This is a genomic window from Streptomyces sp. AA4, from assembly GCF_000158875.1.
In the GTDB taxonomy this organism is placed as follows: Bacteria; Actinomycetota; Actinomycetes; order Mycobacteriales; family Pseudonocardiaceae; genus Amycolatopsis.
On sequence record NZ_GG657746.1, the window covers coordinates 4,837,346 to 4,862,087 of the forward strand.

At 70.7% G+C, this 24,742-nt stretch carries 22 protein-coding genes and 1 other annotated feature; of the genes, 4 read left to right on the forward strand and 18 right to left on the reverse strand.

Annotation, left to right across the window (positions count from 1 at the left end; translation table 11 throughout):
• Positions 1-267, reverse strand: a sequence feature (16S ribosomal RNA rRNA prediction is too short).
• Positions 268-688: 421 nt separating this feature from the next.
• The 12 genes from tyrS to SSMG_RS22235 all read right to left on the reverse strand — a co-directional run bounded on the left by tyrS (position 689) and on the right by SSMG_RS22235 (position 14,606).
• Entirely contained in the window at positions 689-1,963 is a 1,275-nt protein-coding gene (tyrS, locus tag SSMG_RS22180) for a tyrosine--tRNA ligase (protein WP_009079585.1), read from the reverse strand.
• Positions 1,964-1,995: 32 nt separating this feature from the next.
• Positions 1,996-2,625, reverse strand: a complete 630-nt coding sequence (locus SSMG_RS22185) for a DNA-3-methyladenine glycosylase (protein ID WP_199841082.1) — start codon at positions 2,623-2,625, stop codon at positions 1,996-1,998.
• A 50-nt stretch (positions 2,626-2,675) separates the two neighbouring features.
• On the reverse strand, positions 2,676-4,091 hold the full coding sequence (gene argH / locus SSMG_RS22190; RefSeq protein WP_009079589.1) for an argininosuccinate lyase: 1,416 nt from the start codon (positions 4,089-4,091) through the stop codon (positions 2,676-2,678).
• Positions 4,092-4,115: 24 nt separating this feature from the next.
• On the reverse strand, positions 4,116-5,114 hold the full coding sequence (locus SSMG_RS22195; RefSeq protein ID WP_009079591.1) for an argininosuccinate synthase domain-containing protein: 999 nt from the start codon (positions 5,112-5,114) through the stop codon (positions 4,116-4,118).
• Entirely contained in the window at positions 5,111-5,611 is a 501-nt protein-coding gene (locus SSMG_RS22200) for an arginine repressor (RefSeq protein WP_009079593.1), read from the reverse strand. Before SSMG_RS22200 ends, SSMG_RS22195 begins: the two co-directional genes overlap by 4 nt.
• On the reverse strand, positions 5,608-6,534 hold the full coding sequence (gene argF / locus SSMG_RS22205; protein ID WP_009079596.1) for an ornithine carbamoyltransferase: 927 nt from the start codon (positions 6,532-6,534) through the stop codon (positions 5,608-5,610). Before argF ends, SSMG_RS22200 begins: the two co-directional genes overlap by 4 nt.
• Entirely contained in the window at positions 6,534-7,739 is a 1,206-nt protein-coding gene (locus tag SSMG_RS22210) for an acetylornithine transaminase (RefSeq protein WP_009079598.1), read from the reverse strand. Before SSMG_RS22210 ends, argF begins: the two co-directional genes overlap by 1 nt.
• Positions 7,736-8,671, reverse strand: a complete 936-nt coding sequence (gene argB, locus SSMG_RS22215; protein ID WP_009079599.1) for an acetylglutamate kinase — start codon at positions 8,669-8,671, stop codon at positions 7,736-7,738. Before argB ends, SSMG_RS22210 begins: the two co-directional genes overlap by 4 nt.
• Positions 8,668-9,828: a bifunctional glutamate N-acetyltransferase/amino-acid acetyltransferase ArgJ gene (gene argJ, locus SSMG_RS22220; RefSeq protein WP_009079600.1), complete on the reverse strand. Its 1,161-nt coding sequence runs from the start codon at positions 9,826-9,828 to the stop codon at positions 8,668-8,670. The genes argB and argJ overlap by 4 nt, the downstream gene beginning before the upstream one ends.
• A complete protein-coding gene (gene argC, locus SSMG_RS22225) occupies positions 9,825-10,853 on the reverse strand; it encodes an N-acetyl-gamma-glutamyl-phosphate reductase (protein ID WP_009079602.1) in 1,029 nt (342 codons plus the stop codon). Before argC ends, argJ begins: the two co-directional genes overlap by 4 nt.
• A 1,480-nt stretch (positions 10,854-12,333) precedes the next feature.
• Positions 12,334-12,810 (reverse strand): hypothetical protein, encoded by a 477-nt coding sequence (locus SSMG_RS22230; protein ID WP_037714492.1) that lies wholly within the window; start codon positions 12,808-12,810, stop codon positions 12,334-12,336.
• A 194-nt stretch (positions 12,811-13,004) separates the two neighbouring features.
• Entirely contained in the window at positions 13,005-14,606 is a 1,602-nt protein-coding gene (locus SSMG_RS22235; protein ID WP_009079605.1) for an alpha/beta hydrolase, read from the reverse strand.
• A gap of 130 nt (positions 14,607-14,736) precedes the next feature.
• Between SSMG_RS22235 and SSMG_RS22240 the strand changes: the two genes are divergently transcribed.
• On the forward strand, positions 14,737-15,423 hold the full coding sequence (locus SSMG_RS22240) for a DNA alkylation repair protein (RefSeq protein WP_009079607.1): 687 nt from the start codon (positions 14,737-14,739) through the stop codon (positions 15,421-15,423).
• 106 nt (positions 15,424-15,529) lie between these two features.
• Here SSMG_RS22240 and pheT read toward each other — a convergent pair whose 3' ends face one another.
• From pheT to infC, 6 genes are all read right to left on the reverse strand, one after another.
• Positions 15,530-18,100, reverse strand: a complete 2,571-nt coding sequence (gene pheT, locus SSMG_RS22245; protein ID WP_009079608.1) for a phenylalanine--tRNA ligase subunit beta — start codon at positions 18,098-18,100, stop codon at positions 15,530-15,532.
• On the reverse strand, positions 18,100-19,155 hold the full coding sequence (gene pheS / locus SSMG_RS22250) for a phenylalanine--tRNA ligase subunit alpha (protein ID WP_009079609.1): 1,056 nt from the start codon (positions 19,153-19,155) through the stop codon (positions 18,100-18,102). Before pheS ends, pheT begins: the two co-directional genes overlap by 1 nt.
• Before the next feature lie 801 nt (positions 19,156-19,956).
• A complete protein-coding gene (locus tag SSMG_RS22255) occupies positions 19,957-20,757 on the reverse strand; it encodes an RNA methyltransferase (RefSeq protein WP_009079611.1) in 801 nt (266 codons plus the stop codon).
• Positions 20,754-21,131, reverse strand: a complete 378-nt coding sequence (gene rplT / locus SSMG_RS22260; protein ID WP_009079612.1) for a 50S ribosomal protein L20 — start codon at positions 21,129-21,131, stop codon at positions 20,754-20,756. Before rplT ends, SSMG_RS22255 begins: the two co-directional genes overlap by 4 nt.
• A 64-nt stretch (positions 21,132-21,195) precedes the next feature.
• A complete protein-coding gene (rpmI, locus tag SSMG_RS22265; RefSeq protein WP_009079615.1) occupies positions 21,196-21,390 on the reverse strand; it encodes a 50S ribosomal protein L35 in 195 nt (64 codons plus the stop codon).
• Positions 21,391-21,470: 80 nt separating this feature from the next.
• Positions 21,471-22,076, reverse strand: coding sequence for a translation initiation factor IF-3 (infC, locus tag SSMG_RS22270; protein ID WP_009079616.1), 606 nt, complete (start codon positions 22,074-22,076; stop codon positions 21,471-21,473).
• A 231-nt stretch (positions 22,077-22,307) separates the two neighbouring features.
• On the opposite strand from infC, the gene SSMG_RS22275 reads away from it, so the two are divergent.
• The 3 genes from SSMG_RS22275 to SSMG_RS22285 all read left to right on the forward strand — a co-directional run bounded on the left by SSMG_RS22275 (position 22,308) and on the right by SSMG_RS22285 (position 24,685).
• Positions 22,308-22,667, forward strand: coding sequence for a DUF1844 domain-containing protein (locus SSMG_RS22275; protein WP_009079618.1), 360 nt, complete (start codon positions 22,308-22,310; stop codon positions 22,665-22,667).
• A 372-nt stretch (positions 22,668-23,039) separates the two neighbouring features.
• On the forward strand, positions 23,040-23,690 hold the full coding sequence (locus SSMG_RS22280; RefSeq protein WP_009079620.1) for a GntR family transcriptional regulator: 651 nt from the start codon (positions 23,040-23,042) through the stop codon (positions 23,688-23,690).
• Positions 23,687-24,685, forward strand: a complete 999-nt coding sequence (locus tag SSMG_RS22285) for a 1-aminocyclopropane-1-carboxylate deaminase (RefSeq protein WP_009079622.1) — start codon at positions 23,687-23,689, stop codon at positions 24,683-24,685. Before SSMG_RS22280 ends, SSMG_RS22285 begins: the two co-directional genes overlap by 4 nt.
• The last annotated feature ends 57 nt before the right edge of the window (positions 24,686-24,742 follow it).

The following is a 24,742-nucleotide window of genomic DNA, read 5'->3' on the forward strand; positions in this document are numbered from 1 at the left end:
CGTGTCTCAGTCCCAGTGTGGCCGGTCACCCTCTCAGGCCGGCTACCCGTCGTCGCCTTGGTAGGCCATTACCCCACCAACAAGCTGATAGGCCGCGGGTTCATCCCATACCGCCGGAACTTTCCACCACCACAGATGCCTGCAGTGGTCGTATCCGGTATTAGACCCAGTTTCCCAGGCTTATCCCAGAGTACAGGGCAGATTACCCACGTGTTACTCACCCGTTCGCCACTCATCCCCGGCCGAAACCGGTTCAGCGTTCGACTTGCATGTGTTAAGCACGCCGCCAGCGTTCGTCCTGAGCCAGGATCAAACTCTCCAACAATGTCTTCAAGTTCGATCGAGACTACTCTCAATCAATCAATCTCAAAGGAAACCCCGACGAGGGGGTTTCATATAAGCTCTACTGGCTTAGTTCACTAGCACACTGTTGAGTTCTCAAGCAACACACCCCACATCAAACCCGACCCCATGAGGGCGAGCCTGACCGAAGCGGTCATTCCTAGCAGTTTTTGGTGGGACACCCACTCAATCACCTTAGAGGCGAGAGCTTGGTTCGTGTCCCGGCGGCCGCCCGGTCTCCCTGGCGACTTGAAGAACTTTACACCCCCCGGAAGGGCCCGAAGCAGGGGGGTCCCTTAACTGCGTTCCCGCAGGTCAGAGCCCCTGTTTCGGGCCTGGGCGGCGATCAGCCCCCGACCCGGACTCCGGCGACGTTGCGCTTGCCCTTGCGGACCACGAGCCAGCGGCCGTGGAGCGCGTCGGAAGCCGAGGGCTTCCACTCCTCGTCGGCGATCTTCACGTTGTTCACGTACGCGCCGCCCTCCTTGACCGTGCGCCGGGCCGCGCCCTTGCTGTCCACGAGTCCCCCGGCGAGCAGCAGGTCGACGATCGTCGCGTCGCCGGCCGGCTCGACCTTGCCGTTCGGGACCTCGGCCATCGCCGCGTCGAGCGTCGGGCCGTCCAGGCCGGTCAGCTCGCCGCGGCCGAACAGGGCCTGGCTCGCCGCGATGACCTGGCGCGTCTGGTCCTCGCCGTGCACCAGGTTCGTGAACTCCTCGGCCAGCCGCTTCTGCGCGGCGCGCAGGTGCGGGCGCTCCTCGGTGTCCTTCGCCAGCGCGTCGATCTCCTCCTGGTCGAGGAAGGTGAACAGGCGCAGGTAGCGGAGCACGTCGGCGTCGCCGACGTTCACGAAGTACTGGTACCAGGCGTACGGCGAGGTCAGCTCCGGGTCGAGCCACACGTTGCCGCCGCCGGTGGACTTGCCGAACTTGCGGCCCTCGGCGTCGGTGACCAGCGGCGCGGTCAGCGCGTGCGCGGCGCCGCCCTCGACCCGGCGGATCAGGTCGACGCCGCCGACGAGGTTGCCCCACTGGTCCGAGCCGCCGACCTGCAGCTTGCAGCCGTGCTTGCGGTACAGCTCCAGGTAGTCCTGCGACTGCAGCAGCAGGTAGCTGAATTCGGTGTAGGACATGCCGTCGCCTTCGAGCCGCCGCTTCACCGTCTCCCGGTTCAGCATGACGTTGACCGAGAAGTGCTTGCCGACGTCCCGCAGGAACTCCAGCGTGTTCTGCTTCCCGGTCCAGTCGAGGTTGTTCTCGACGATCGCGCCGGTCGGCGAATCGTCGAAGTCCACGAACCGCTCCAGCTGGCCGCGGATCCGCCCGGCCCAGTCGGCGACGACGTCCAGGGTGTTCAGCGTGCGCTCCCCGTTGTCGCGGGGGTCGCCGATCATCCCGGTGGCGCCGCCGGCCAGCACGATCGGCCGGTGCCCGGCGCGCTGGAACCGCTTGAGCATCAGCAGCGGGACGAGGTTGCCGGCGTGCAGGCTGGGCGCGGTCGGGTCGAAGCCGCAATAGAGCGTGAGCGGGCCGCGGTCGAGTTCTCGGCGCAGGGCGTCGATGTCGGTGGATTGCGCGATCAGGCCGCGCCAGGACAACTCGTCAAGGATGTGCTCACTCACACCTGTAGATGATCCCCCACCAGGTCAAACGACTATCCCGCGGGTCGCACCTGCCGGCGTTTCCCGCCGCGGCGGTAGGTCGAGACGGCTGGTGAGCCGTCGATCCAGAACCGCCACGGCGTGTCCATCGCCATCGCGACGCCGACGCGCGGGCCGGTGCGCACGTTGTCCGCGGGCACGCGCTCGCCGACGAGCAGCCGCACCGGCGAGCCGGGGTCGGTGAGATCGGCGCCGTTCTGCTCGCGCGCGAGGCCCAGCACCGACGTGAGGATGGCCGGGCCCTTGGCGAGTTCGCCGTTGCCGCGCGCGTTCGGCCGGCGCTTCCGCACGATGTCCGCGCCCTCGACGACCTCGCCGGCGCGCAGCAGCACCGCGCCCGGCTGGCCGTCCTCGGTGCCCACGACGTTCGCGCAGAAGTGCATGCCGTAGACGAAGTACACGTAGAGGTGCCCGGCCGGACCCCACATCACCGCGTTGCGCGGGGTTTTCCCGCGGTAGCAGTGCGAAGCGGGATCGTCGAGCCCGCGGTAGGCCTCGACCTCGACGAGCCGCACCCCGACCCGGCCCTCGGGCGCGTCCGCCTCGAGGACGGCACCGAGCAGCAGCCGAGCCAGGTCGACCGGGTCCAGTGCCAGTTCTTCGCGCCGGAACAACCGGTCCACACGCACTCCCCTCGTCAGGCCGCCAGCCTAACGAGCGGCCCGACGGCAGATCATTTCAGCCACTGCCGATGCGCCGCGACGCGCTCGACCAGGCGTTCCCGCTGCTCGGCGACCCGGTCCGGCGCGGTGCCGCCGCGGGCGTCGCGCGAACGCACCGAACCTTCGACGGTCAGGACCTCGCGCACCGCGGGCGTGAGCGCCGGGTTGATGGCCTGGAACTCCTCGTCGGTCAGCTCGTCGAGCCCGACCCCGCGCGACTCGGCGACCCGCACGCTCTCCCCCGCCGCCTCGTGCGCGACGCGGAACGGCACGCCCTGGCGCACCAGCCATTCGGCGATGTCGGTGGCCAGCGTGAACCCGGCCGGAGCGAGTTCGGCGAGCCGGTCGGTGTGGAACGTGAGCGTGCCGAGCATGCCCGCGATCGCCGGGAAGAGCAGTTCCAGCTGTTCGACCGAATCGAAGACCGGCTCCTTGTCCTCCTGCAGGTCGCGGTTGTACGCGAGCGGCTGCGCCTTGAGCGTGGCGAGCAGGCCGGTGAGGTTGCCGATCAGGCGGCCGGCCTTGCCGCGGGTCAGCTCCGCGACGTCCGGGTTCTTCTTCTGCGGCATGATCGAGCTGCCGGTGGCCCACGCGTCGTCCAGCGTCACGTAGCCGAACTCGGCGGTGTTCCAGATGATCACCTCTTCGGCGATCCGCGACAGGTTCACCGCGAGCATCGCGACGGCGAACGCGAACTCCGCGACGAAATCGCGCGAGGCGGTGCCGTCGATCGAGTTCTCCACGCTGGTGTCGAAGCCCAGTTCGGCGGCCACCGCTTCCGGGTCGAGGCCGAGCGACGAACCGGCGAGCGCGCCCGAGCCGTACGGCGACTCCGCGGTGCGAGCGTCCCAGTCGCGCAGGCGGGAGACGTCGCGCAGCAGCGACTGGCCGTGCGCCATCAGGTGGTGCGCCAGCAGAACCGGCTGCGCGTGCTGCAGGTGGGTGCGGCCGGGCAGGATCGCGTCCGGGTGCCGGGACGCCTGCGAGACCAGCGCGTCGATCACGTCGAGCGTGCCCGCGACCACCCGGCGCGCGGCGTCGCGCAGCCACATCCGGAACAGCGTCGCGACCTGGTCGTTGCGGGAACGGCCGGCGCGCAGCTTGCCGCCGAGCTCGGCGCCGGCGCGTTCGAGCAGGCCGCGTTCGAGCGCGGTGTGCACGTCCTCGTCGGCGACCGTCGGCGTGAACGCCCCGGACGCGACGTCCTGCGCCAAGGTGTCGAGCGCCTCCAGCATCCCGGCCAGTTCCGCTTCGGTGAGCAGACCCGCCTTGTTCAGCACGCGGGCGTGCGCGCGCGATCCGGCGATGTCGTAGGGCGCCAGGCGCCAGTCGAAGTGGGTCGAGGCGCTCAGCGCCGCCATCGCCTCGGCCGGCCCGCTGGCGAACCGGCCGCCCCACAGCTGCACCGGCTGGTCTTTCCCGCTCACGTTCTGCCTCTCTCGTCCGGCGTCTCAGGACGCCTGGGTGGTCGGATGCTGGGTGCTCCCCAGCGGAGTCTGCCCGGTGCCCGGACGGTACCGCCGTCCGACCGGGCGAAGCCGCCTCCCGGGGAGGCCGGCGACGGTCGCGCTGCCCGCGTGCAGCACCAGCCGCACCTCGCCGGACACGCGCTCCTGCGCCCGCCGGACGAACGCGTCCAGCGGCTCGCGCAGCGGCGAGAACCACAACCCGTCTTGGACCAGCTCGGCCCACCGGCGGTCGACGCCGTGCTTGAACCTCGCCAGATCCCGGTCGAGGGCGACCGATTCCAGCTCCTGGTGCGCGGTGACCAGCACTGCCGCGCCCGGTGCGTCGTAGCCGCCAGCCAACTCGAACCGGCCGATGCCGTGCGCTCCGGCCCGGTGCCCGAGCCGCTGCACCGCCTCGGCCACGCTGACGGTTTCGCCGTCGACCGCGACCGGTACGCCCTGTTCGAAGGTGACGACGACTTCGTCCGGCATGCCGAGGTTCACCACCGCGTCCTCGGTACAGCGGTAACCGTCGTTCGCGGCCCGGCCCCACAAAGTCCGGCTCGTCGACAACTCCTGCCCGCCTCGGACGCCGAGTTCGACGATCTCCAGGTCCGGCGCGAGTGCCGCGATCATGCTGGACAATGTGTATCCGCCGCCGTGCGCGATGACTGACGCGTTGCGGTCCTTCGCGGTCGCGACGAGCTGGCTCGCCAGCAGCGGCCGGGCCAGAGCCTCGACCAGCGGGTGCCGGTCGAGGATCAGCGCATTCGCTTGCAGGGCAGGCAAACAGTAGTCGTTCGCGAATTCCTCGCGGACGTCCGCGACCACGATCTCGGTGGCCCCGTCGGCCGCCGCCTGCCGCCGGAGCGCGCACAAATCGACGTCCCCGGCGCCGAAATCCACCGCGACGGCGACCACTTCGCCTTGTCCGGCAAGGAGATCCAGCGCGGCAGAGGAGCCGTGCCCGCCCGGACAGGCGAGCACGACCCGCCGGGTCACGGCTCGTCCCCTTCCGCCGAACCTTGCGCGAGCGCGGTGAACCGCTCGGCGAGGTCGCGTCCGGTCAGCGGCTCGCGCGCGATGACCGCGACCGTGTCGTCGCCCGCGATCGAGCCGACGACCTCTTCCAGCGCGGCCCGGTCGATCGCGCTCGCGAGGAACTGCGCGGCGCCCGGCGGCGTGCGCAACACGGTGAGATTGCCCGACGAATCCGCCGACACCAGCAGTTCGGCGAGCAGCCGCGACAGCCGTGAAGTACCGCCCTGCACCCCGCGAACGGGGCTGCCGTCCTCGGGGATGACGTAGACCGGCGCGCCCGAGTCGGCTCCGCGCAGCTTGACCGCGCCGAGTTCGTCGAGGTCGCGCGACAGCGTCGCCTGCGTGACCTCGATTCCCTCGGCGGCCAGCAGCCGCGCCAGCTCCGTCTGGCTGCGGATGGCCATCGTGGACACCAGTTCGGTGATCCGCGCCTGGCGCCCGACCCGGCTGCTGGTCATCGGCCGTTCTGCCCGAACAGCCAGACCAGCAGCGCCTTCTGCGCGTGCAGCCGGTTCTCCGCCTCGTCCCACACCGCGCTGGCCGGGCCGTCGAGCACCTCGTCGGTGATCTCCCAGCCGCGGTGCGCGGGCAGGCAGTGCAGCACGATCGCCTCGTCGGCGGCGCGCTTCAGCAGTCCGGCGTTGATCTGCAGGGCGCGGAACGGGCCGACCCGGTCGAGGCCGTCGTTCTCCTGCCCCATCGACGTCCAGGTGTCGGTGACCAGCACGTCCGAACCCTCGACGGCCTCGTGCGCGTCGGTGTAGACCGTCGCGCTGCCGCCGGTTTCCGTGCCGCGCTGCTTGGCGTCGAGCATCACCTGCTGGTCGGGCTGGAACCCTTCCGGAGACACGACGCGCACGTTCATCCCTGCCGTGGTCCCGCCGAGCAGCAGCGAATGCGCCATGTTGTTGGCTCCGTCGCCGAGGTAGGTGAGCGTGAGCCCGGCGAGCTTGCCCTTGCGCTCGCGGATGGTCATGAGGTCCGTGAGCACCTGGCACGGGTGGAACTCGTCGGTCAGCGCGTTGATGATCGGGATGGACGCGACGGACGCCATCGAGTCGATGCGCTTCTGCGCGAAGGTGCGCCACACGACGGCGTCGACGTAGCGGGACAGCACGCGCGAGGTGTCCTCGATGGTTTCCTCGCGGCCGAGCTGCATCGAACGGCCGTCGACGATCACCGGATGCCCGCCGAGCTGGCTGATGCCGACCTCGAACGAGAACCGGGTGCGCGTGGAGTTCTTCTCGAAGATCGCGGCCACCGTGCGCCCGGTCAGCGCCTTCGTGCCGAGCGGGTCGGCTTTCAGCTGGTCGGCCAGGTCGAGCAGAGCGGCCTGCTCGGCGGGGGTGACGTCGTCGTCGCGGAGGAAGTGGCGGGGCATCAGTCGGAATCCTTCGTGGTGGTGGAGTCGAGCGCGCCCGGGAGGGCGGAGAGGAAGCCGTGCGCCTGCTGCTCGTCGAGCACGAGCGGCGGGGCGAGCCGGACGGTGTCCGGGGCGACCGGGTTGACGAGATAGCCCGCCTCCTGCGCGGCCTTCGCGACGGCCGCGGAAACGGGTCCCCGCAGGCCGATGCCGAGCAGCAGCCCCGCGCCGCGGACGCCGGAGACGAGCGGGTGGCCGAGCGCTTCGACGCCGGCCGCGATGTCCTTGCCGAGCGCCGAAACATGGTCGAGCAGGTCGTCGCGGACGATCGTGCGCAGTACCGCCAGCCCGGCCGCGCAGCACACCGGGTTGCCGCCGAAGGTCGTGCCGTGCTGGCCCGGCTTGAGCAGGTCGCCGGCCGCGCCGACGCCGATCACTGCGCCGAGCGGAAGCCCGCCGCCGAGGCCCTTCGCGAGCGTGATCACGTCCGGCACGATCCCGGCCTGCTGGAAGCCGAACCAGGTGCCGAGCCGCCCGATCCCGGTCTGCACCTCGTCGAGGACGAGCAGCGCACCGGCGGCCTTGGTGATCTCGCGCGCGGCCTGCAGGTAGCCGTCCGGAGCAGGAATCACCCCGGCTTCGCCGAGCACCGGCTCCAGGAAGACCGCAGCGGTCTCGCCGTCCACGGCGGCCCGCAACGCTTCGACGTCGCCGTAGGGAACATGCGTGACGCCCGGGACAAGCGGCTCGAACGCCTCGCGCTTCGACGGCTGCCCGGTGAGCGACAGCGCGCCCATGGTGCGGCCGTGGAACGCGCCCTCCGCCGCGACGATCTTCCGGCGGCCGGTGAGCCGGGTGATCTTCAGCGCGGCCTCGTTGGCCTCCGCGCCGGAGTTGACGAACAGGACCTTGCCCTGCCCGGTCAGGCCCGCGACGTCGAGCAGCGTTTCGGCGAGTTCGACCGCGACCGGGTTCACGTACAGGTTCGACGTGTGCCCCAGCTTCGAGATCTGCTCGGTGACCGCGCGCACCACCTCCGGGTGGGCGTGGCCGAGCGCGTTCACCGCGATGCCGCCGACCAGGTCGACGTACTCGGCGCCGTCCGCGTCCCACACTCGCGCGCCTTCGCCGCGCACCAGGGTCAGGCCGGGGGTTCCGTAGTTGTCCATGACGGCCGACTGCCAGTGCTGCTGACCGTCCGCATTGGACTTGAGGGTAGTCACGCGTGCTCCGTTCCGGAGGGCGCTGCCTCGGGCAGCACCATGGTCCCGATGCCGCGCGAGGTGAAGACCTCGAGCAGCACCGAATGGGCGAGCCTGCCGTCGATGACGTGGGCGCCGCGCACGCCGCCGCGCACCGCGCGCACGCACGCCTCCATCTTCGGGATCATGCCGCTGGCGAGGCCGGGCAGCATGCGTTCGAGACGGTCGACGGGGATCCGGTCGATCAGCGAGGACCGGTCCGGCCAGTTGGCGTAAAGACCTTCGACGTCGGTGAGCACCACGAGCTTTTCCGCGCCGAGCGCCGCGGCGAGCGCGCCCGCGGCGGTGTCGGCGTTGACGTTGTGCACCACGCCGTCGACGTCGGGGGCCACCGTGGACACCACCGGGATGCGGCCGGCGTTGACGATGTCGAGCACCGCGTCCGGGTTCACCTCGGCGACCTCGCCGACGAGGCCGATGTCCACCTGCTCACCGTCCACAGTGGCCTGTTTGCGCTCGGCGGTGAACAGCCGCGCGTCCTCGCCGGAGATGCCGACCGCGTACGGGCCGTGCGCGTTGATCAGGCCGACCAGCTCGCGGCTGACCTGGCCGACCAGCACCATCCGCACGATGTCCATCGTCTCCGGCGTGGTGACTCGCAGCCCGCCCTTGAACTCCCCCGGCACGCCGAGCCGGGACAGCATCGCGCTGATCTGCGGGCCGCCGCCGTGCACGACGACCGGATGCAGCCCGGCCAGCCGCAGGAACACCATGTCCTCGGCGAACGCGGCCTTCAGCTGGTCGTCGATCATCGCGTTGCCGCCGTACTTGACCACGACGGTCGCGCCGTGGAACCGCTGCAGCCACGGCAGAGCCTCGATCAGCACCCCGGCCTTCTCGGCCGCGCTGGCGAGCCGTTCGTCGGCGGAGACGAGCCTTCCGGTATCCGTCATGACGAGTACGCGCTGTTCTCTTCGACGTACGCGTGCGACAGGTCCGTGGTGTAGATCGTGGCCTCGCCGGACCCGACCCCGAGATCCACGACGACGTCGATCGCCCGCCCGGACAGGTCGGCCGCCGACCGGTCCTCCGCCGTCGTGCCGCCCGCGAACAAGGTGACGCCGTTGATGGCGATCGACACCGTCTCCGGGTCGATCCGCGCCGGGGCGCGGCCGAGCGCCATCGCGATCCGGCCCCAGTTGGGGTCGGAGCCGAACAACGCGGTCTTGACCAGGTTGTCCTCGGCGATCGTCCGGGCCACGACAATCGCGTCGTCCTCGGACGCGGCGCCCTTCACCGTGACGTCGACGTCCTTGGTGGCGCCTTCGGAATCGGCGCGCAGCTGCAGCACCAGGTCGTGGCTGACCTTGGTGAGCAACTCGGTCAGCTCGGCTTCCGTCGGCTCCACCCCGCTCGCACCCGACGCGAGCACGAGGACCGTGTCGTTGGTCGACGTCCCGCCGTCCACGTCGAGCCGATCGAACGTGACGTGCGTAGCGGCGCGCAGCGCACGGTCGAGAGTTTCCTTGTCCGCCACGGCATCCGTGGTCAGCACGGACAGCATCGTCGCCAGATTCGGCGCGAGCATGCCAGCGCCCTTGGCGAACCCGCCGACGCTCCATCCGGATTCGTGCTGGGCGAACGCCTGCTTCGGCTTGGTGTCGGTGGTCATCACGCCGGTGGCCGCGTTGAGCGCCGCTTCCGGGCTCGCGTCCAGCGCCTTGACCGCACTGTCCACACCGGACAGAACGGCGGCCATCGGCAGCCGCTCGCCGATCAGCCCGGTGGAGCACACCGCGACCTCGATCGCCCCGGCGCCGAGCACCTCGGCGACCTTCTCCGCCGTGGCGTGCGTGTCCTGGAAGCCGCCCGGCCCGGTCGCCGCGTTCGCTCCGCCGGAGTTGAGCACGACGGCCTTCAGCTTCTGCTGCTTCAGCACTTCCTGCGACCACAGCACCGGCGCGGCCTTGATCACGTTCCGGGTGAACACCCCCGCCGCGACGTCGAGCGGGCCGTCGTTGACGACCAGCGCGAGGTCGAGCGCGCCGGAGGCTTTGATGCCGGCGGCCACGCCCGCGGCGCGGAAACCCTTCGGTCCGGTGACGGTCACGGTGCCACTCCCACGGTGGAAAGTCCGGTGGCCTCGGGGAAACCGAGCGCCAGGTTCATCGATTGGACGGCACCGCCCGCGGTGCCCTTGGTGAGGTTGTCGATCGACGTGACGACGACCAGCCTTCCCGCGTCGGCGTCGATTCCGAGCTGCAGCTGGACGTTGTTCGAACCGACCGTCGCGGCGGTCGTCGGCCAGGTCCCTTCGGGCAGCACCTGGACGAACGGTTCGGCGCCGTAAGCCTTCTCGTACACCGCGCGCACGGCGGCCTCGTCGACGTCGCCCGCGAGCTGAGCGCTGGCCGTCGTGAGAATGCCGCGCGGCATCGGCGCGAGCACCGGCGTGAACGAAACCGTGACGGGCTTGCCCGCCGCCGCGGAGAGGTTCTGCACGAACTCCGGCGTGTGCCGATGCGCCCCGGCGACGCCGTAAGCGCTCGCGTTGCCCATGACCTCGGACCCGAGCAGATTCGGCCGCAGGCTCTTGCCCGCACCCGACGTCCCCGTCACCGACACCACCGTGACCGCGGGCTCGACCAGCCCCGCCGCCAACGCGGGCGCCAACGCCAGCGATCCGCCAGTCGGGAAACAGCCGGGAACCGCGATCCTCTTGGTTCCCACCAGTTTCTCGCGCGCGCCCGGCAGTTCGGGCATCCCGTACGGCCACTGTCCCGCGTGCTCTCCGGAGTACCACCGTCGCCAGTCCGCCGCGTCCGCGAGCCGGTGGTCGGCCCCGAGGTCGACCACGAGCACGTCCGGCCCGAGCTGAGCCGCGATCCCGGCCGAATGGCCGTGCGGCAGAGCAAGGAACACGACGTCATGGCCCGCGAGCGTCTCCGCGTTCGTCTCGAGCAACACCCGGCCGGCCAGCGGAACAAGGTGCGGCTGGTGCGTGCCCAGCGTGGTCCCCGCACTGCTCGCCGCCGTGAGAGCGCCGATCTCGACCTCTGGATGGGTCAGGAGCAGGCGCAGCAGTTCGCCGCCCGCGTACCCGCTGGCACCGGCTACCGCGATCTTCACCGTCATACGAATGATTATGCACGAGCGTGCAAGCTCAAACAAAGAGGGTTTGCTCACCCTGGCCGTCCCCTCCCCAGGACTTCCGCGGATTCTGTACGTTTCACAGGCGGTTTCCACCGCCTCGGCAGGCCGAGCCCAGCCCGGTCGCCGGAGTGTCTGCGCTGGTCGCGATGACCGGACTTCCGGTGCTGCGGTTGCTGACGCAGCACCCTTCTGCCGCGGGCACCCGCCCATTGGCAACCGCTCGGCACCGAACCGTCAGGGCGCAGCAATGCCCCTGCCACCGAGCGAGTCCACCACCGAGCCGCTCCAGCGCATGGACTCTCCGGCCGCACCGGCCGTTTAACCACCGCGCTGCAGGGTCGTCCGACCGCGCCAGTCGCTCGACCTCAGGCCATCCGGCCGCCGAGCCACCCGCCACCTGAGTCGGCGCAGGCCACCAACCGCACGTCTATCCAACCACCCGCTTGGGCCTCACCCACCCTCCAGAGTCTCCGACTTCACCTCCCCTTCCCAACCCTCTAGCCGCACTTCGCCCACTGCCCTCGGTCGCCCAAGCACTCAGCTCGCCGGGTTGCCCCGGCGACGCAGACCACGCACCTTCCTCCGCCAAGCCATCAAGCCAGCGCACCGGCCGTCCGCCACCCAGACGCCGGTCCAGCGCGCACGCCGCGTCGAAGCCCGACCCGCTGGCCCAGCGCCCGCCTGCCGGGGCAATCCGCTAACTCGCCTGACCACAACCGCCGATCCAACGCGCACACCGCTCGCCCCGGAGCCCACGCCTCCGTGCCCGTCCCACGCCACTAGCCCGGAGCACGCCGCCCAGCCGGGAACGAAGCCGCAAATCCGCACCGACACCGTTCGCCGCGGAGCCCACGCCCGAGGTCGGGTATTCGCCCGAGCCAAGCCGCAAACCCGCCCAGCCTCAACCGCAAGTCCGGCAAACGCCGTTCGCTGCGGTGCCCAAACCTCCGGGCCCGAACCCGCCACTCGCGCGAGCCCAGCCGCCCACCAGCCCAGCCACCCAACCGCCAGTCCGGCACCCGCCATGAGCCTCGGAGTGCAAGGCTTGGGCTCGGAGGCCTGCCACTCGCGCGAGGCAAACCGGCAACCCGCGGAATCTCAACCGCAGGTCCGGCACACGCCGTTGACCCCGGCGCCCAAAGCTCCAGGCCCGAACCCGGCACCCGCACAAGGCAAGCCAGCAACTCGCCCAGCCTCAACCACGAGTCCGGCACACGCCCTTCACCTCGGCACCCAAAGCCCCAGGCCCGAACCCCGCATCACGCAAGGCAAGCCAGCAGCCCGCCAGCCTCAACCACGAATCCGGCACGCGCCCTTCACCCGAGCACCCAAGCCTCCAGGCCCGAACCGCCATTCACGCAAGGCAAAGCCGCCGTGACCGCCCAGCACCCAGTAGCCAATCCGGCGCGCAAGTCACCGCCACGCCGGGCCCGCCTCGGCATGCGAACCCGGCGGGCACTCGTCAGTCCACTCCCTCCTCCGCTTCGCGGAGACTCGGCGGTGTCGGCAGATGGTTTCCGGGATGCTCCGGATCGCAGCCGACCCGGGGCAAGCGGGCCCGGATCCCGCCGGGTGTGCGCGCGAAATGGCGGGCCAGCTCGGCCACCGTATCCCCGGCGAGCCAGCGGGCCTCCAGGTCCGCGTCCATCTCGTCGGTCCACGGCCGCCCCTGCTGTGCCGGACGTCCGCGCGATCTTCGCCGCGAACCGCCGCCCGCGAAGGTGCGCAGGCTCGTGTCGAGCAGTTCCGCGACGGTCGCCACGGACGCCACGTCGAGTTCGAGTCTGCCTTCGACGACGGGTTCGCCGTCCGGCCGTTCTCCGCCGACCGTGACGGTGACTCGCTCCGGCTCGCCGTCTTCGGTGCGGGTGACGACGGCGACCTGGTACTGGACATCTCCTGACCGGACCTCGGTCCGGTGCTCCTGAATGATCGTCATGGCCGCGAAGGTATCCGCGACCCCCGACAATTTTCGATCACTTAACGCGATCGGGTGACTGCGGTCCGAAATTGTCAGACCCCCGCCGTAGCGTCCCCGGCGACCCGAAAAGCAACCGAGGGGGATCGGTGGACCAGCGGAAAAGAACGATGCCCCGGCCTGACAGAGCAGGCCGGGGCATCGCGAAGAACGACTCAGAAGCGCAGCAGACCGGCAAGCAGGCCCTGCTTCTCCTCCGCCGCGGCCTTCGCCTGAGCATCGGCCTTCTGCTGCGCGCCGGAGGCGACCGGAGACGGAACCGGCTGCGGCACCGGAGCGCATTGGACGTCAGAGCGGTCGGCGCGCACCCGCTTCGGCAACGCGCCGGTGGCGAGGTAGTCAGCGACCCGGTCGTCCACGCACGAAACGCCGGACAGCGATCCGGCGTGCGTGGTCCCGCCAGGCGCGCTGATGAGGCTCGAACGCGGGTAGCGCTTGCGCACTTCGAGGCTCCCCGAGTACGGCGTGGCCGCGTCGAGTTCCTCGCTGATCAGCAGCGCGCCGCTCGCCTTCGACCCGTCGACCTCCACCGGCTTGCCCGCCTTCGCGGGCCAGTTCAGGCAGGTGGCGTTGTACCAGGTGTTGCTCCAGGTCTCGAAGGGCGCGCGGGAGTGGGTGGCCCAGGCGTCGCGGCGCCAGCGGTCCCAGTCCTGCGGCCACTGCGCGTCGGTGCACTGCACCGCGTTGTAAACCGCGTAGCCGTTGTCGTCGCCGGGCGCGTTCGACTTGTCGTACAACGCTTTCAGCGTCTGCCAGTCGCCGCGGTGCACCCATCCGTCGAACGCCTTGGCCATGTCTTCCCAGCCGAACACGTAGTAGCCGGCCTGCAGGAAGATGTCGGTCCACTCGTCGCCGCCGAGCACGCCGCCCGCCGGGGCGCGGTCGAGCTTGCGCTGCTGCGCGTACCAGAGCTGCTCGACGGCCGAGCCGGTCTTGCCGAGGTGGTAGACGTCGTCGTACTTCGCGAGCCAGTCGAAGTAGATCTTGATGTTGCGGTCGAAGGCGACGTCCTGGTCCAGGTTGGCGTCGTACCAGACCTTGCGCGGGTCGACGTTCCCGTCGAGCACCATCCGGCGCATGCGGTCCGGGTACAGCGTGCTGTACACCTGCCCGAGGTAAGTGCCGTACGAGAAGCCGTAGTAGTTGATTTGCTGCTGGCCCAGCGCCTTGCGAAGGCTTTCCATGTCCTGCGCGACGTCGGTGGTCTTGACGTGCTCCAGCAGCGGACCGTTCTTCGCGCAGGCCTCCGCGTAGCCCTTCGTGCGGGCACGCCAGGTGCTCTCCAGTTGCGGCGTCTTCGGCACGTAAGCCGGGCGGACCGGTGCGAAGTAGTTCCCGTCGCACGTGAGAGCCGGTTTGCTGGAGCCGACGCCGCGCGGGTCGAAGCCGATCCAGTCGTAGCTGTCGCCGGCGTGCTTGGGCACGTTCCGGCCGAGCACCGAAAGACCGAGCCCGGAACCTCCGGGGCCGCCCGGGTTCACCAGCAGCACGCCCTGGTACTTCGCGGTCTTGTGCTTCACCCGGGAGACGGCGATCTGCACCGTCTGGCCCGACGGCTGCACGTAGTCCATCGGGACCACGAGGAACCCGCACTCGGCTCCCGCCTTGGCGAGGCCCGGTGCGGAACACGGTCCCCACTTGATCGGCGGCGGCGCGTAGTCCGCCCCTTCGGGCGGCGCCGCGGTGGCGGCGGGTGCGACAGCCAGCGTTCCGGCCGCGACAGCGGCGGCGGCCAGCGCGGTGACGATTTTCCTCACAGTGGTCCTTTGCGTCCGACGGCAACCAGGGCTCGTCGAAGCTACCGGCTGCGCGGCAGAATCTCGTTTCCCGACACGAGCCGCGCTGTCCCCCGATCGTCGGGATCCGAGACGACGGAGGTGGTCCTCGATGGAGGCGGGCGAAGCGTTGCGCACGGCGGTCCGAACCGGGCTGGCCGAGCTGGCGGACCCGGTCAAAGCAGCGGAAATGCAGGCGTACATGAAGTCCGCGATGCCGTTCCGCGGCGTGCCGAAACCGCCGCGCGGCAAGCTCATGAAGGCGGTTCTGGCCGAGCATGTTTTGCCCGATCGAGTGACGTACGCCGAGACCGTGCTCGCGTTGTGGCGGGAGGCGGAGTATCGCGAGGAGCGGTACGCGGCGATCGACCTCTCGGGGCACCGCGCCTATCGACAGTGGCAGGACCCGGAGCTGCTGGAGATGTACGACGAGCTGATCGTCACCGGGGCGTGGTGGGACTACGTCGACGAGGTCGCGATCCGCCGGGTCGGGCCTATCCTGCGCGAGCACCGGGCGGCGGTCACGCCGGTTCTGCGGCGTTGGATGACAGACGCCGATCGCTGGCGCCGGCGAACGGCCGTGATCTGTCAGGTCAGCGCGAAGGGCGAGGTGGACCAGAAGCTGCTCGCGGACGCGATCGAGGCGAACCTCGACGATCGGGATTTCTTTCTGCGCAAGGGGATCGGCTGGGCGTTGCGGGATCACGCGCGTGCCGAGCCGGAGTGGGTCCGCGCGTTCGTCCGGGCGCACCCGGGGCTGTCCCCGTTGTCCACCCGGGAGGCGATGAAGCACCTCTAGTGAAGTGAAATCGCGGCACCAGAAAGGAGGGATGCCATGACACCAGCGCTCCCCCGCCCCGGCTGACCGGCCGGTGGCCGGAGCGCGGGGCGGGGACAGCATCGGATCAGGCGCGGAGCGTCGCTCCGAAGCGCTCGCCGGCGGCGGCGACCGCGGCGTCGCGGGCCTTGGTGGCCTCGTCGACGGTGAGGGTGCGGTCCGCGGCGCGGAAGCGGAGCTTGTACGCCAGGGAACGCTTGCCTTCGCCGAGCTGCTCGCCGGTGTAGACGTCGAAGAGGGTGATCTCCTCGAGCAGTTCGCCGGCGCCTTCGCGGAGCACGTCGGCGAGGTCGGCGGACGGGACGTCCGTGCCGGCGACCAGGGCGACGTCCAGCAGCACCGGCGGGTAGGCCGAGATGTTGGGCGCCGGACGGGAGTCGGGCAGCGGGATCGCGTCCAGGTCGAGTTCCATGGCGACCGTGCGCGGCGGCAGGCCGAGGGCCTCGACGACCTTCGGGTGCAGTTCGCCCGCGTGGCCGACCGGCCAGTCGCCCACGCGCAGCTGGGCGCAGCGGCCCGGATGCCAGGGCAGCAGGTCGGCGGCCTGCACCGTGAGCTGCACGCCGGAGGCCTCGGCCACCAGGCGCGCGGCCTGCACGGCGTCGGCCCAGCCGGCCTGGTCGCCCTTGCCCCACCAGCCGGCGCGCGGGCGCTGGCCGCTGAGGACGACGGCGACGTGCACCGGCTGCGCGGGCACGGCGGCCTCCAGCACGGCGAGGTCCTCGTCGCTCGGGCGGTGCTCGACGCCGAGGTCCGGGACCTTGAGCTGGTTCGGCTTCGGCAGCACGACCTGGCCGACGTGGAACAGCGACACGTCCTTCAGGCCGCGGGAAACGTTGCGCTGCAACGTCTCCAGCAGGCCCGGCAGGAGGGTGGTCGCCATCCGGTCGTGGTCGGCTTCGAGCGGGTTACGCACGCGCACGGTGGTGCGGCGGATGTCGTCCTCGGGCAGGCCGAAGGCGTCCCACACCGCGTCGCCGATGAACGGGAACGGGCGCACCTCGACGTAGCCCGCCTCGGCGAGCGCGCCGGACACCGCGCGGCGGCGGCGCTGCACGTCGGTGAGACCGCGGCCCGCGGGCGCGGCGGGCAGGACCGACGGGATGCTGTCGTAGCCCTCGAGCCGCAGGACCTCCTCGACGAGGTCGGCGGGCTGCACGAGGTCGCCGCGCCAGCTCGGCGGGGTCGCGGTCACGAGGCCGACGCCCTGGTCGCTCGTGCTGAGCTGGACCTTGCAGCCGATCTGGCCGAGCCGCCGGACCGTGACGCCGCGTTCGTAGCGGACGCCGGCGACCTGGTCGGGCAGGTTGATCGGCATGGTGACCGGGGCGTGCGGGGCGACGCCGCCGACGTCGGTGCGGCCCGGGCGGATCGCGCCGTCGCCGTACTGGCGCAGCAGCCGCGCGGCGAGTTCCACCGCGGCCGCGCACAGCGCCGGGTCGGTGTAGCGCTCGAACCGCTTCGCCGCCTCGGAGAACAGCTTGTGCCGGCGCGCGGTGCGGCTGATCGACGCCGGGTTCCAGTGCGCCGCCTCGAGAAGCACGTCCGTGCTCTCCGGCGTGATCTCCGTGCTGGCGCCGCCCATCGTGCCGGCGAGGGAGATGACGCCGCTGTCGTCGGCGATCACGATGTCGTCCGCGTCGAGGGTGCGCTCCACGTCGTCGAGCGTCGTGAGCTTCTCCCCCGCCTTCGCGCGGCGGACCACCAGGTCGCCCTGGATGGAGCCGGTCGCGAACGCGTGCAGCGGGTGGCCGAGTTCGAGCATGACGTAGTTGGTGACGTCGACCGCGAGCGAGATGGACCGGATGCCGGCCAGCATCAGGCGGCGGCGGATCCGCCACGGCGTCGGCGCGGTCGCGTCGAGACCGGTGACGCGGCGGAGCACGAACCGCGGGCAGCCCTCGGGGTCCTCGACCCGGACCGGCCACGCCTCGCCCTCGGCTTCCGGGAAGTTGTCGAGCATCGCCGGGTCGCCGAAGGGCACGTCGAGCGCGTTCGACAGTTCGCGCGCCAGGCCGCGGATCGACAACGCGTAGCCGCGGTCCGGGGTCGGCGTGACCTCGATGACGGTGTCGTCTAGGCCGAGCAGTTCCTTCGCGTCGTCGCCCGGGCTCGCGGTGCCCGGCGGCAGCACGAGGATGCCGCTGTGGTCGTCGCCGAGGCCGAGTTCGGCCGCCGAGCAGATCATGCCGTCGCTGATCTTGCCGTACGTCTTGCGCGCGGCGATCTCGAAATCGCCCGGCAGGACCACGCCCGGCAGGGCGACCACGACGAGGTCGCCCTCGGCGAAGTTGCTCGCGCCGCAGACGATGCCGCGCGTCTTGATGCCGTGCGGGCCCTCGTTCTCGAGCGGGCCGTCGTCCTCGTCTTCGTCCTCTTCGGACAGTTCCGCGTCGTCGGGCTCCGGGTCGGGTTCCTCGCCGACCTCGACGCGGCAGAACCGCACCGGCTTCTTGAAGCCGGTCAGCTCCTCGATCTCCGCGACGCGGCCGACCACGAGCGGGCCGGTCACCGGGCCGAGCTCGCTCAGCTCGTCGACCTCGATCCCGATCCGCACGAAGGCGTCGGCCAGGTCCTGCGGCGTGACGTCGGCATCCACCTCGAGATGCTCGGTCAGCCAGCTCACCGGGACTCGCACTACGCCTCCGTTCCGAAGGGAAGGGTGAACCGGACGTCGCCTTCGACCATGTCGCGCATGTCCGGGATGCCGTTGCGGAACTGCAGGGTCCGCTCGATGCCCATGCCGAACGCGAAGCCGGAGTAGACCTCCGGGTCGACGCCGCACGCGCGCAGGACGTTCGGGTTGACCATGCCGCAGCCGCCCCATTCGACCCAGCCGGGGCCGCCCTTCTTCTCCTCGAACCAGACGTCGACCTCCGCCGACGGCTCGGTGAACGGGAAGAAGTGCGGGCGCAGCCGCGTCTTGGAGCTCTCGCCGAACATCGCGCGGGCGAACGCGTCGAGCGTGCCCTTGAGGTGCGCCATGGTGAGGCCCTTGTCGACGGCGAGGCCCTCGACCTGGGTGAACACCGGCGTGTGCGTGGAATCGAGTTCGTCGGTGCGGTAGGTGCGGCCCGGGCACACGACGTACACCGGCAGGTCGCGGTGCAGCAGGCTGCGGGCCTGCACCGGCGAGGTGTGCGTGCGCAGCACCAAGCCGGAGCCTTCCTCGCCGACGTAGAACGTGTCCTGCAACTGGCGCGCCGGGTGGTCCTTGCCGAAGTTGAGCGCGTCGAAATTGAACCACTCCGCCTCGAGCTCGGGCCCTTCGGCGACCTCGTAGCCCATGGCGACGAAGACGTCGGCGATGCGCTCGGACAGCGTGCTGATCGGGTGCCGGGCTCCGCGCGGGACCTGGTCCCACGGCAGCGTGACGTCGACGGCCTCCTCGCGGAGCACGCGCTCGTCGCGCTCGGCCTGCAACGCGGCGCGGCGCGCGTCGAACGCGGACTGCACCGCCTGGCGGGCCTCGTTGACGCGCTTGCCCGCGTCGGCCTTCTCCTGCTTCGGCAGCGCGGCGATCTCGCGGCGCGCCAGCAGCACCGGCGACTGGTCCCCGAGATGGGCCGGTTTGACGGCGGCGAGCGCGTCCAGGTCGGCCGCGCCGGCGAAGGCGTCCTCGGCCGCCTTGATCGCCGCGCGCAGGGTCTCCGGTGCGAGCACGTCGACCGGCTGTTCTGTGGCTCCGGACATGACTCCTCGGCGTCCCGCTGGGACTGGTGTTGTCGGCGGCACGCGGGCATGCCGCCGCACGTGCACATCGGGCAGCTCAGTCTAGGGGATCGGGTGCCGGGCCTGGCCGCTCACCCTCCGCTTCCGGAGCGCCCGCGCCGGATCCGCCCCGTGATCACGACCGACCGTCGCCGAGGACCCGAACGGTGGTCAGCGAATCAGGTGAGTGCTGCCGCGCGACCGGCTTGCGGCGAAGGCGCTTCCGGGTGCCTGCGAAGGAGGGCTGGGATGGGTGCCGTTGCGCGTGACGGACTGCGCTGGGCTGGACGACGCCCGAAGTGATCGGCGAGAGGACCGCGGAGTGTGAGGATCGACGGGCGGGAAGCGCGGTGCGGCTCGTTCGGCGGCCGAGGGTGGGCGGTGATTCGGCGAGTGCCGACGACACCAAGCCCGGCGCGCCCGAAAACCCTCTCCCGGTGCGGCTTTCTGCAGTGACAAGGCGGAACCCCGACGGCGGGGGAAGCCAGGCGTCCTGGTCCGCGTCAGCCAGCCGGTGTGGCAGCAGCCGGAAGCCATCGAAGATGCGCGGCTGCCTTGCAACGGGGGCCGCCAGCGCCACCACCTTGCGGGGCCATCGCATCGCGCGGCGGGACCGGCAATGCCGGGAGGTCTTCGACGATCAGCTCGAAGCCCTGGCCCGGACCACAGCGGATCCTCTCCGAGCGAGACGCGACCGGCGAACCCGGGTGGCGCGTATCCATGCAGGGAGCCGTCAGTTGGGGTGGCCGCCGGTCCGGCAGGCGTGCCGGAGAACCAGCCGGATCAGCGGTGCGCGGCCATCGCAGCGGTGTAGACGCAGACCGCGGCGGCGGTGGCCAGGTTGAGGCTTTCCGCCTTGCCGTACAACGGGATCCGGACTGCTTCGTCGACCGACGAGAGGACGTCCTCGGGCAGGCCGTGTGCCTCGTTGCCGAAGATCCACGCCACCGGGTCTCCGAAGCGCACGGTCTCCAGCGAGGCCGACGCGTAACCGTGGGCGGCGAGGGTGCGCAGGCCCGCCGCACGGAGGGCGGTCAGGACTGCCGGGATGTTGCGGGCGCGGGCCAGCGGGACGTGGAACGTCGATCCCGCGGCGGCGCGGACGCTTTTTCCGTTGTGCGGGTCGACCGTGTCGCCGGCCAGGACGACCGCGTCGGCGCCGGCGGCGTCGGCTACCCGGATCACGGTGCCCGCGTTGCCGGGTTCGGCGACGTCGACCAGGACCACGACCAGGCGGGCCGAGGCGAGAACTGTCTCCAGTGGACGGTCGACCAGCGAGCAGACCGCGACGATGCCTTGCGGGGTCACGGTTTCCGACAGGCCCGCGGCGGCGCGTTCGGTGATCGGCGACACGCGGGGGGCCGCTTCGACCAAGGACGGGTGCGCGGCGGCGGCGCGTTCGGTCACGAAGAGTTCGTGGACCGTGCCGTGCGCCAGGGCCGACGTGACCGCGTTGACCCCTTCGGCCAGGAAACGGCCGGTTTTCTCTCGTTCTGCGCGCCGGGTCAGTTTGCGCGCAGCAACGACCCGGGGGGTCCGTTCGGTGAACGGATCCGCCCCGGGCCGGAAAATGCTGCCGGTCAGGCCGACTTCGCTTCGCCGGTCGTGACGTTCGCCTTGGCGAGCTCGGCGAGCGCGGTGAAGGCGGCGGCGTCGTTGACCGCGAGGTCCGCGAGGATCTTGCGGTCCACCTCGACACCGGCGGCCTTCAGGCCCTGGATGAACCGGTTGTAGGTGACGCCGTTGGCGCGAGCGGCCGCGTTGATGCGGGTGATCCACAGCTGGCGGAAGTCACCCTTGCGCGCGCGGCGGTCGCGGTAGGCGTAGTTGAGCGAGTGGAGCGTCTGCTCCTTGGCCTTGCGGTACAGCCGCGAACGCTGGCCGCGGTAACCGCTGGCCAGTTCGAGAGTCGCGCGACGCTTCTTCTGGGCGTTGACCGCCCGCTTGACGCGTGCCACTGGTCCATCCTGTCGAATTCGGGGGGTGCGGGGACCCCGGGGTGGTCGGGAAAGGGTGCGGGCCTCAGCGGCCGAGCAGGCGCTTCACTCGGCTGACGTCGTTCTGGGCGACCTCGGTGGTGCCCTCGAGACGACGGGTGAGGCGGTTGGACTTCTTCTCCATCAGGTGGCGGCGGCCGGCCTTCTGGCGGCGCAGCTTGCCCGAACCGGTGATGCGGACCCGCTTCGACGTGCCCTTGTGCGTCTTCATCTTCGGCATGGTTGTTCGTCCTCTTCCGTGCGGCGGCACACCGGAAAACCCGGTGTGCCGCTGACTGTGCTGGTCGGCGCCGGGGCGCGCTACGCCTCGGGAGCCGGTTCGGCCTTCGCGGCCTTCGGCTTCACGTTCTTGTGCGGGGCCAGCACCATGATCATGTTGCGTCCGTCCTGCTTCGGCGACGATTCCACGAAGCCGAGCTCGGTGACGTCGTCGGCGAGCTTCTGCAGGAGCCGGAAGCCGAGCTCCGGCCGGGACTGCTCGCGACCGCGGAACATGATCGTGACCTTGACCTTGTTGCCCGCCGCCAGGAACCGCGACACGTGACCCTTCTTGGTCTCGTAGTCGTGCTGGTCGATCTTCGGCCGCAGCTTCTGTTCCTTGATGACGGTCAGATGCTGGTTGCGGCGGGAGTCGCGGGCCTTCTGGGCGCTCTCGTACTTGAACTTGCCGAAGTCCATGAGCTTGGCCACCGGCGGGCGGGCCTGCGGGGCCACCTCGACGAGGTCGAGGTCCGCCTCCTGCGCCAGCCGCAGTGCATCCTCGATCCGGACGATGCCGACCTGCTCGCCGTTGGGGCCGACGAGCCGGACTTCCGGCACCCGGATGCGGTCGTTGATGCGTGTCTCGGAGCTGATGGGGCCTCCTTGGTCCGAGTGATGTTTTCTCGTTCGACCTGGTGCCCACACGATTCAGGCCCCGTCGCCGGCTGCTGCCGGTGCACGGGGCCCGCTCTGTCTCCGATCGCGCCCGGCCGGACGGCCGAACGCTTCGCCTCCGCAGTACGCTGCCCGGACGGCAGTGCACCACTTCGGCGAGACCGGACCCGGACACCTCAGGCGGTGACGCGGGTGGGAGCGGGGCTCCACTTGCCGCCCCCGATCGCTCGGGAGCTGGTCGCACATGGAAGGGTACCAGACGTGTCTGAACAACCTTCGCCACCGCCCCCGTATTCCCCCGACGACCGCAGGCTCGAGGAGATCCCGAGCGTCGAGGTGATCAGCCGCGCCGCCGTCATGCTGCTGTCCGCGGGGGCCGAACGCCTCGGCCTCTCCCACGCCGACCCGGAGAACTCGCCGCACCGCGACCTCGACGAGGCGCGCCGCCTCATCACCGCGCTCGCCGGGCTCGTGACCGCCTCCGCCGAGTACCTCGGCCTGCACGCCGGGCCCCTTCGCGACGGGCTGCAGTCGCTGCAGAAGGCGTTCCGCGAGGCGTCGGTCGTGCCGGACCCGCCGGGCCAGGGGCCGGGCGAGAAGTACACCGGGCCGGTTTACTGACCCGCCTCCGAGAGCTGTCCGAAGACCCGTCCCGCGGCATCGCCGGGCGGGTCTTCGCCGTTTCGGAGAAACGGACACAGCGACCCGGGCCGCCGACCCGCTTCCCCGAAAGCCGGTGCAGGCCGCCCTGAGGAATCAGAGTCCGCGAAGGCGACCCTCCCGAACCGGCGGCTGGTCGCGAGAGACCCCGCGGGGACCAGCGGTCGTGAAGGACTCCTTGAGGGAATTGGATTCCCTCAAGGAGTCCTTCACGGACTTCTACGGCCGCCGAGGAAACCCGGACACAGCACAGCCGCCCGAACGGAGCCCCAGGGGAACCAGCGGATCTCAGCGGCTCCGAGTGGTTGCCCCCGCCGACCGCCGACATCTAACATGTTAGATGTGAGTGCACTCCCCAAGGTCTCCCGGCCGCTGCTGCGCGACGAGGCGTACGAGCGGATCCGGCACGCCATCATCGACGGCAGCCTCCCGCCGGGCACTCCCCTGCGCGACGCCGACCTCGCCGAGCAGCTCGGGTTGTCCCGCGCCCCGGTCCGGCAGGCGTTGCTGCGGCTGGCCGAGGACCGGCTGGTCGTGTCGAAGCCGCAGAGCTACACGAGGGTCGCCGAGTTCGACGCGGGCGACGTTCGCGACGCGGTGCGGCTCGTCCGGGCGTTGCACGAGCTGGCCGTGCGCGAAGCCCGGCTCGGCCCGCGGCAGTTCGCGGAAATGCGCGAGGCCAACGACCGGTTCCGCGCGGCCGTCGCCGAGGGAGACGTCGGCAAGGCGATCGAAGCGGACGACGAACTGCACGACATCCCGGTGCGCGCGTGCGGCAACCGGGCGGTCGCGGCGACGCTCGACCGGTACACGCCGTTGCTGCGCCGGCTCGAATACGCGCGGTTCAGCTCGCTGCCCGCGCATCGTTCGGTCGCCCGGCACGAGGAACTCATCGCCGCGCTCGAAGCCGGCGACGAAGCGGCCGCCGCGCAGCTCACTTCAACGATTTGGACCGACCTCGAAGCCCTCCTGGAGGACGCGTGACCCTGGTTGATTTCCCCCGTTTCCCGTTGCTCGTCGGGCCTTCCCCGGTGCACCGGCTGGAGCGGCTGACCGAACACCTCGGCGGCGCGGCCGTCTGGGCCAAGCGCGAGGACCTCAACTCCGGCCTCGCCTACGGCGGCAACAAGACGCGCAAGCTCGAATACCTCGTCGCCGACGCGCTCGCCAAGGGCGCGGACACGCTCGTCTCGATCGGCGGCGTCCAGTCGAACCACACGCGGCAGGTCGCGGCCGCGGCGGCGCGGGCCGGGATGAAAGCCGTGCTGGTGCAGGAAAGCTGGGTCGACTGGAACGATCCGCTGCACGACAAGGTCGGCAACATCCAGCTGTCGCGCATCCTCGGCGCGGACGTCCGGCTCGTCGACGCCGGGTTCGGCATCGGCTTCAAGGAAAGCTGGGAGCGCGCGCTGGCGGAGGTCGAGGAGAACGGCGGCACGCCGTACGCGATCCCGGCCGGGGCCTCGGACCACCGGCTCGGCGGCCTCGGGTTCGCGAACTGGGTGCTGGAACTGGAAGAGCAGGAACGCGAACTCGGCGTTTTCTTCGACACCGTCGTGGTGTGCTCGGTCACCGGCAGCACGCAGGCGGGGATGATCGCCGGCGCGGCCGTAAGCGGGAAGCCGCGGCGGATCCTGGGGATCGACGCGTCGGCGAAGCCTGAGGAGACGCGCGAGCAGATCGGGCGGATCGCGAAGCGCACGGCGGAGCTGATCGAGGCCGGGCCGGTCGAAGAACCAGAACTCGACGAGCGTTACCACGCGGGCGTCTACGGGATTCCGGACGAGCGGACGCTCGACGCGATCCGGACCGCCGCGCGGCTGGAAGGCATGATCACCGACCCGGTGTACGAGGGCAAGTCGATGGCCGGGCTGATCGATCTCGTGCGCACCGGCGAGATCGCGAAGGACTCGAACGTGCTGTACGCGCACCTCGGCGGCCAACCCGCGATCAACGCGTACACGAGCGTGCTCGGCTGACCTGACTGTCCGTGAAGGGCTCCTTGGGGGAATCTGATTCCCTCAAGGAGCCCTTCA

What these genes read in the sequence shown, in the direction of transcription:
- argC (WP_009079602.1), bottom strand. Translation starts at nt 10,853, where the DNA reads ATGACGGTGAAGATCGCGGTAGCCGGTGCCAGCGGGTACGCGGGCGGC.
- SSMG_RS22280 (WP_009079620.1), top strand. Translation starts at nt 23,040, where the DNA reads ATGTTAGATGTGAGTGCACTCCCCAAGGTCTCCCGGCCGCTGCTGCGC.
- argF (WP_009079596.1), bottom strand. Translation starts at nt 6,534, where the DNA reads ATGCCCCGCCACTTCCTCCGCGACGACGACGTCACCCCCGCCGAGCAG.
- SSMG_RS22240 (WP_009079607.1), top strand. Translation starts at nt 14,737, where the DNA reads ATGGAGGCGGGCGAAGCGTTGCGCACGGCGGTCCGAACCGGGCTGGCC.
- argB (WP_009079599.1), bottom strand. Translation starts at nt 8,671, where the DNA reads ATGACGGATACCGGAAGGCTCGTCTCCGCCGACGAACGGCTCGCCAGC.
- pheS (WP_009079609.1), bottom strand. Translation starts at nt 19,155, where the DNA reads ATGTCCGGAGCCACAGAACAGCCGGTCGACGTGCTCGCACCGGAGACC.
- SSMG_RS22200 (WP_009079593.1), bottom strand. Translation starts at nt 5,611, where the DNA reads ATGACCAGCAGCCGGGTCGGGCGCCAGGCGCGGATCACCGAACTGGTG.
- rpmI (WP_009079615.1), bottom strand. Translation starts at nt 21,390, where the DNA reads ATGCCGAAGATGAAGACGCACAAGGGCACGTCGAAGCGGGTCCGCATC.
- SSMG_RS22230 (WP_037714492.1), bottom strand. Translation starts at nt 12,810, where the DNA reads ATGACGATCATTCAGGAGCACCGGACCGAGGTCCGGTCAGGAGATGTC.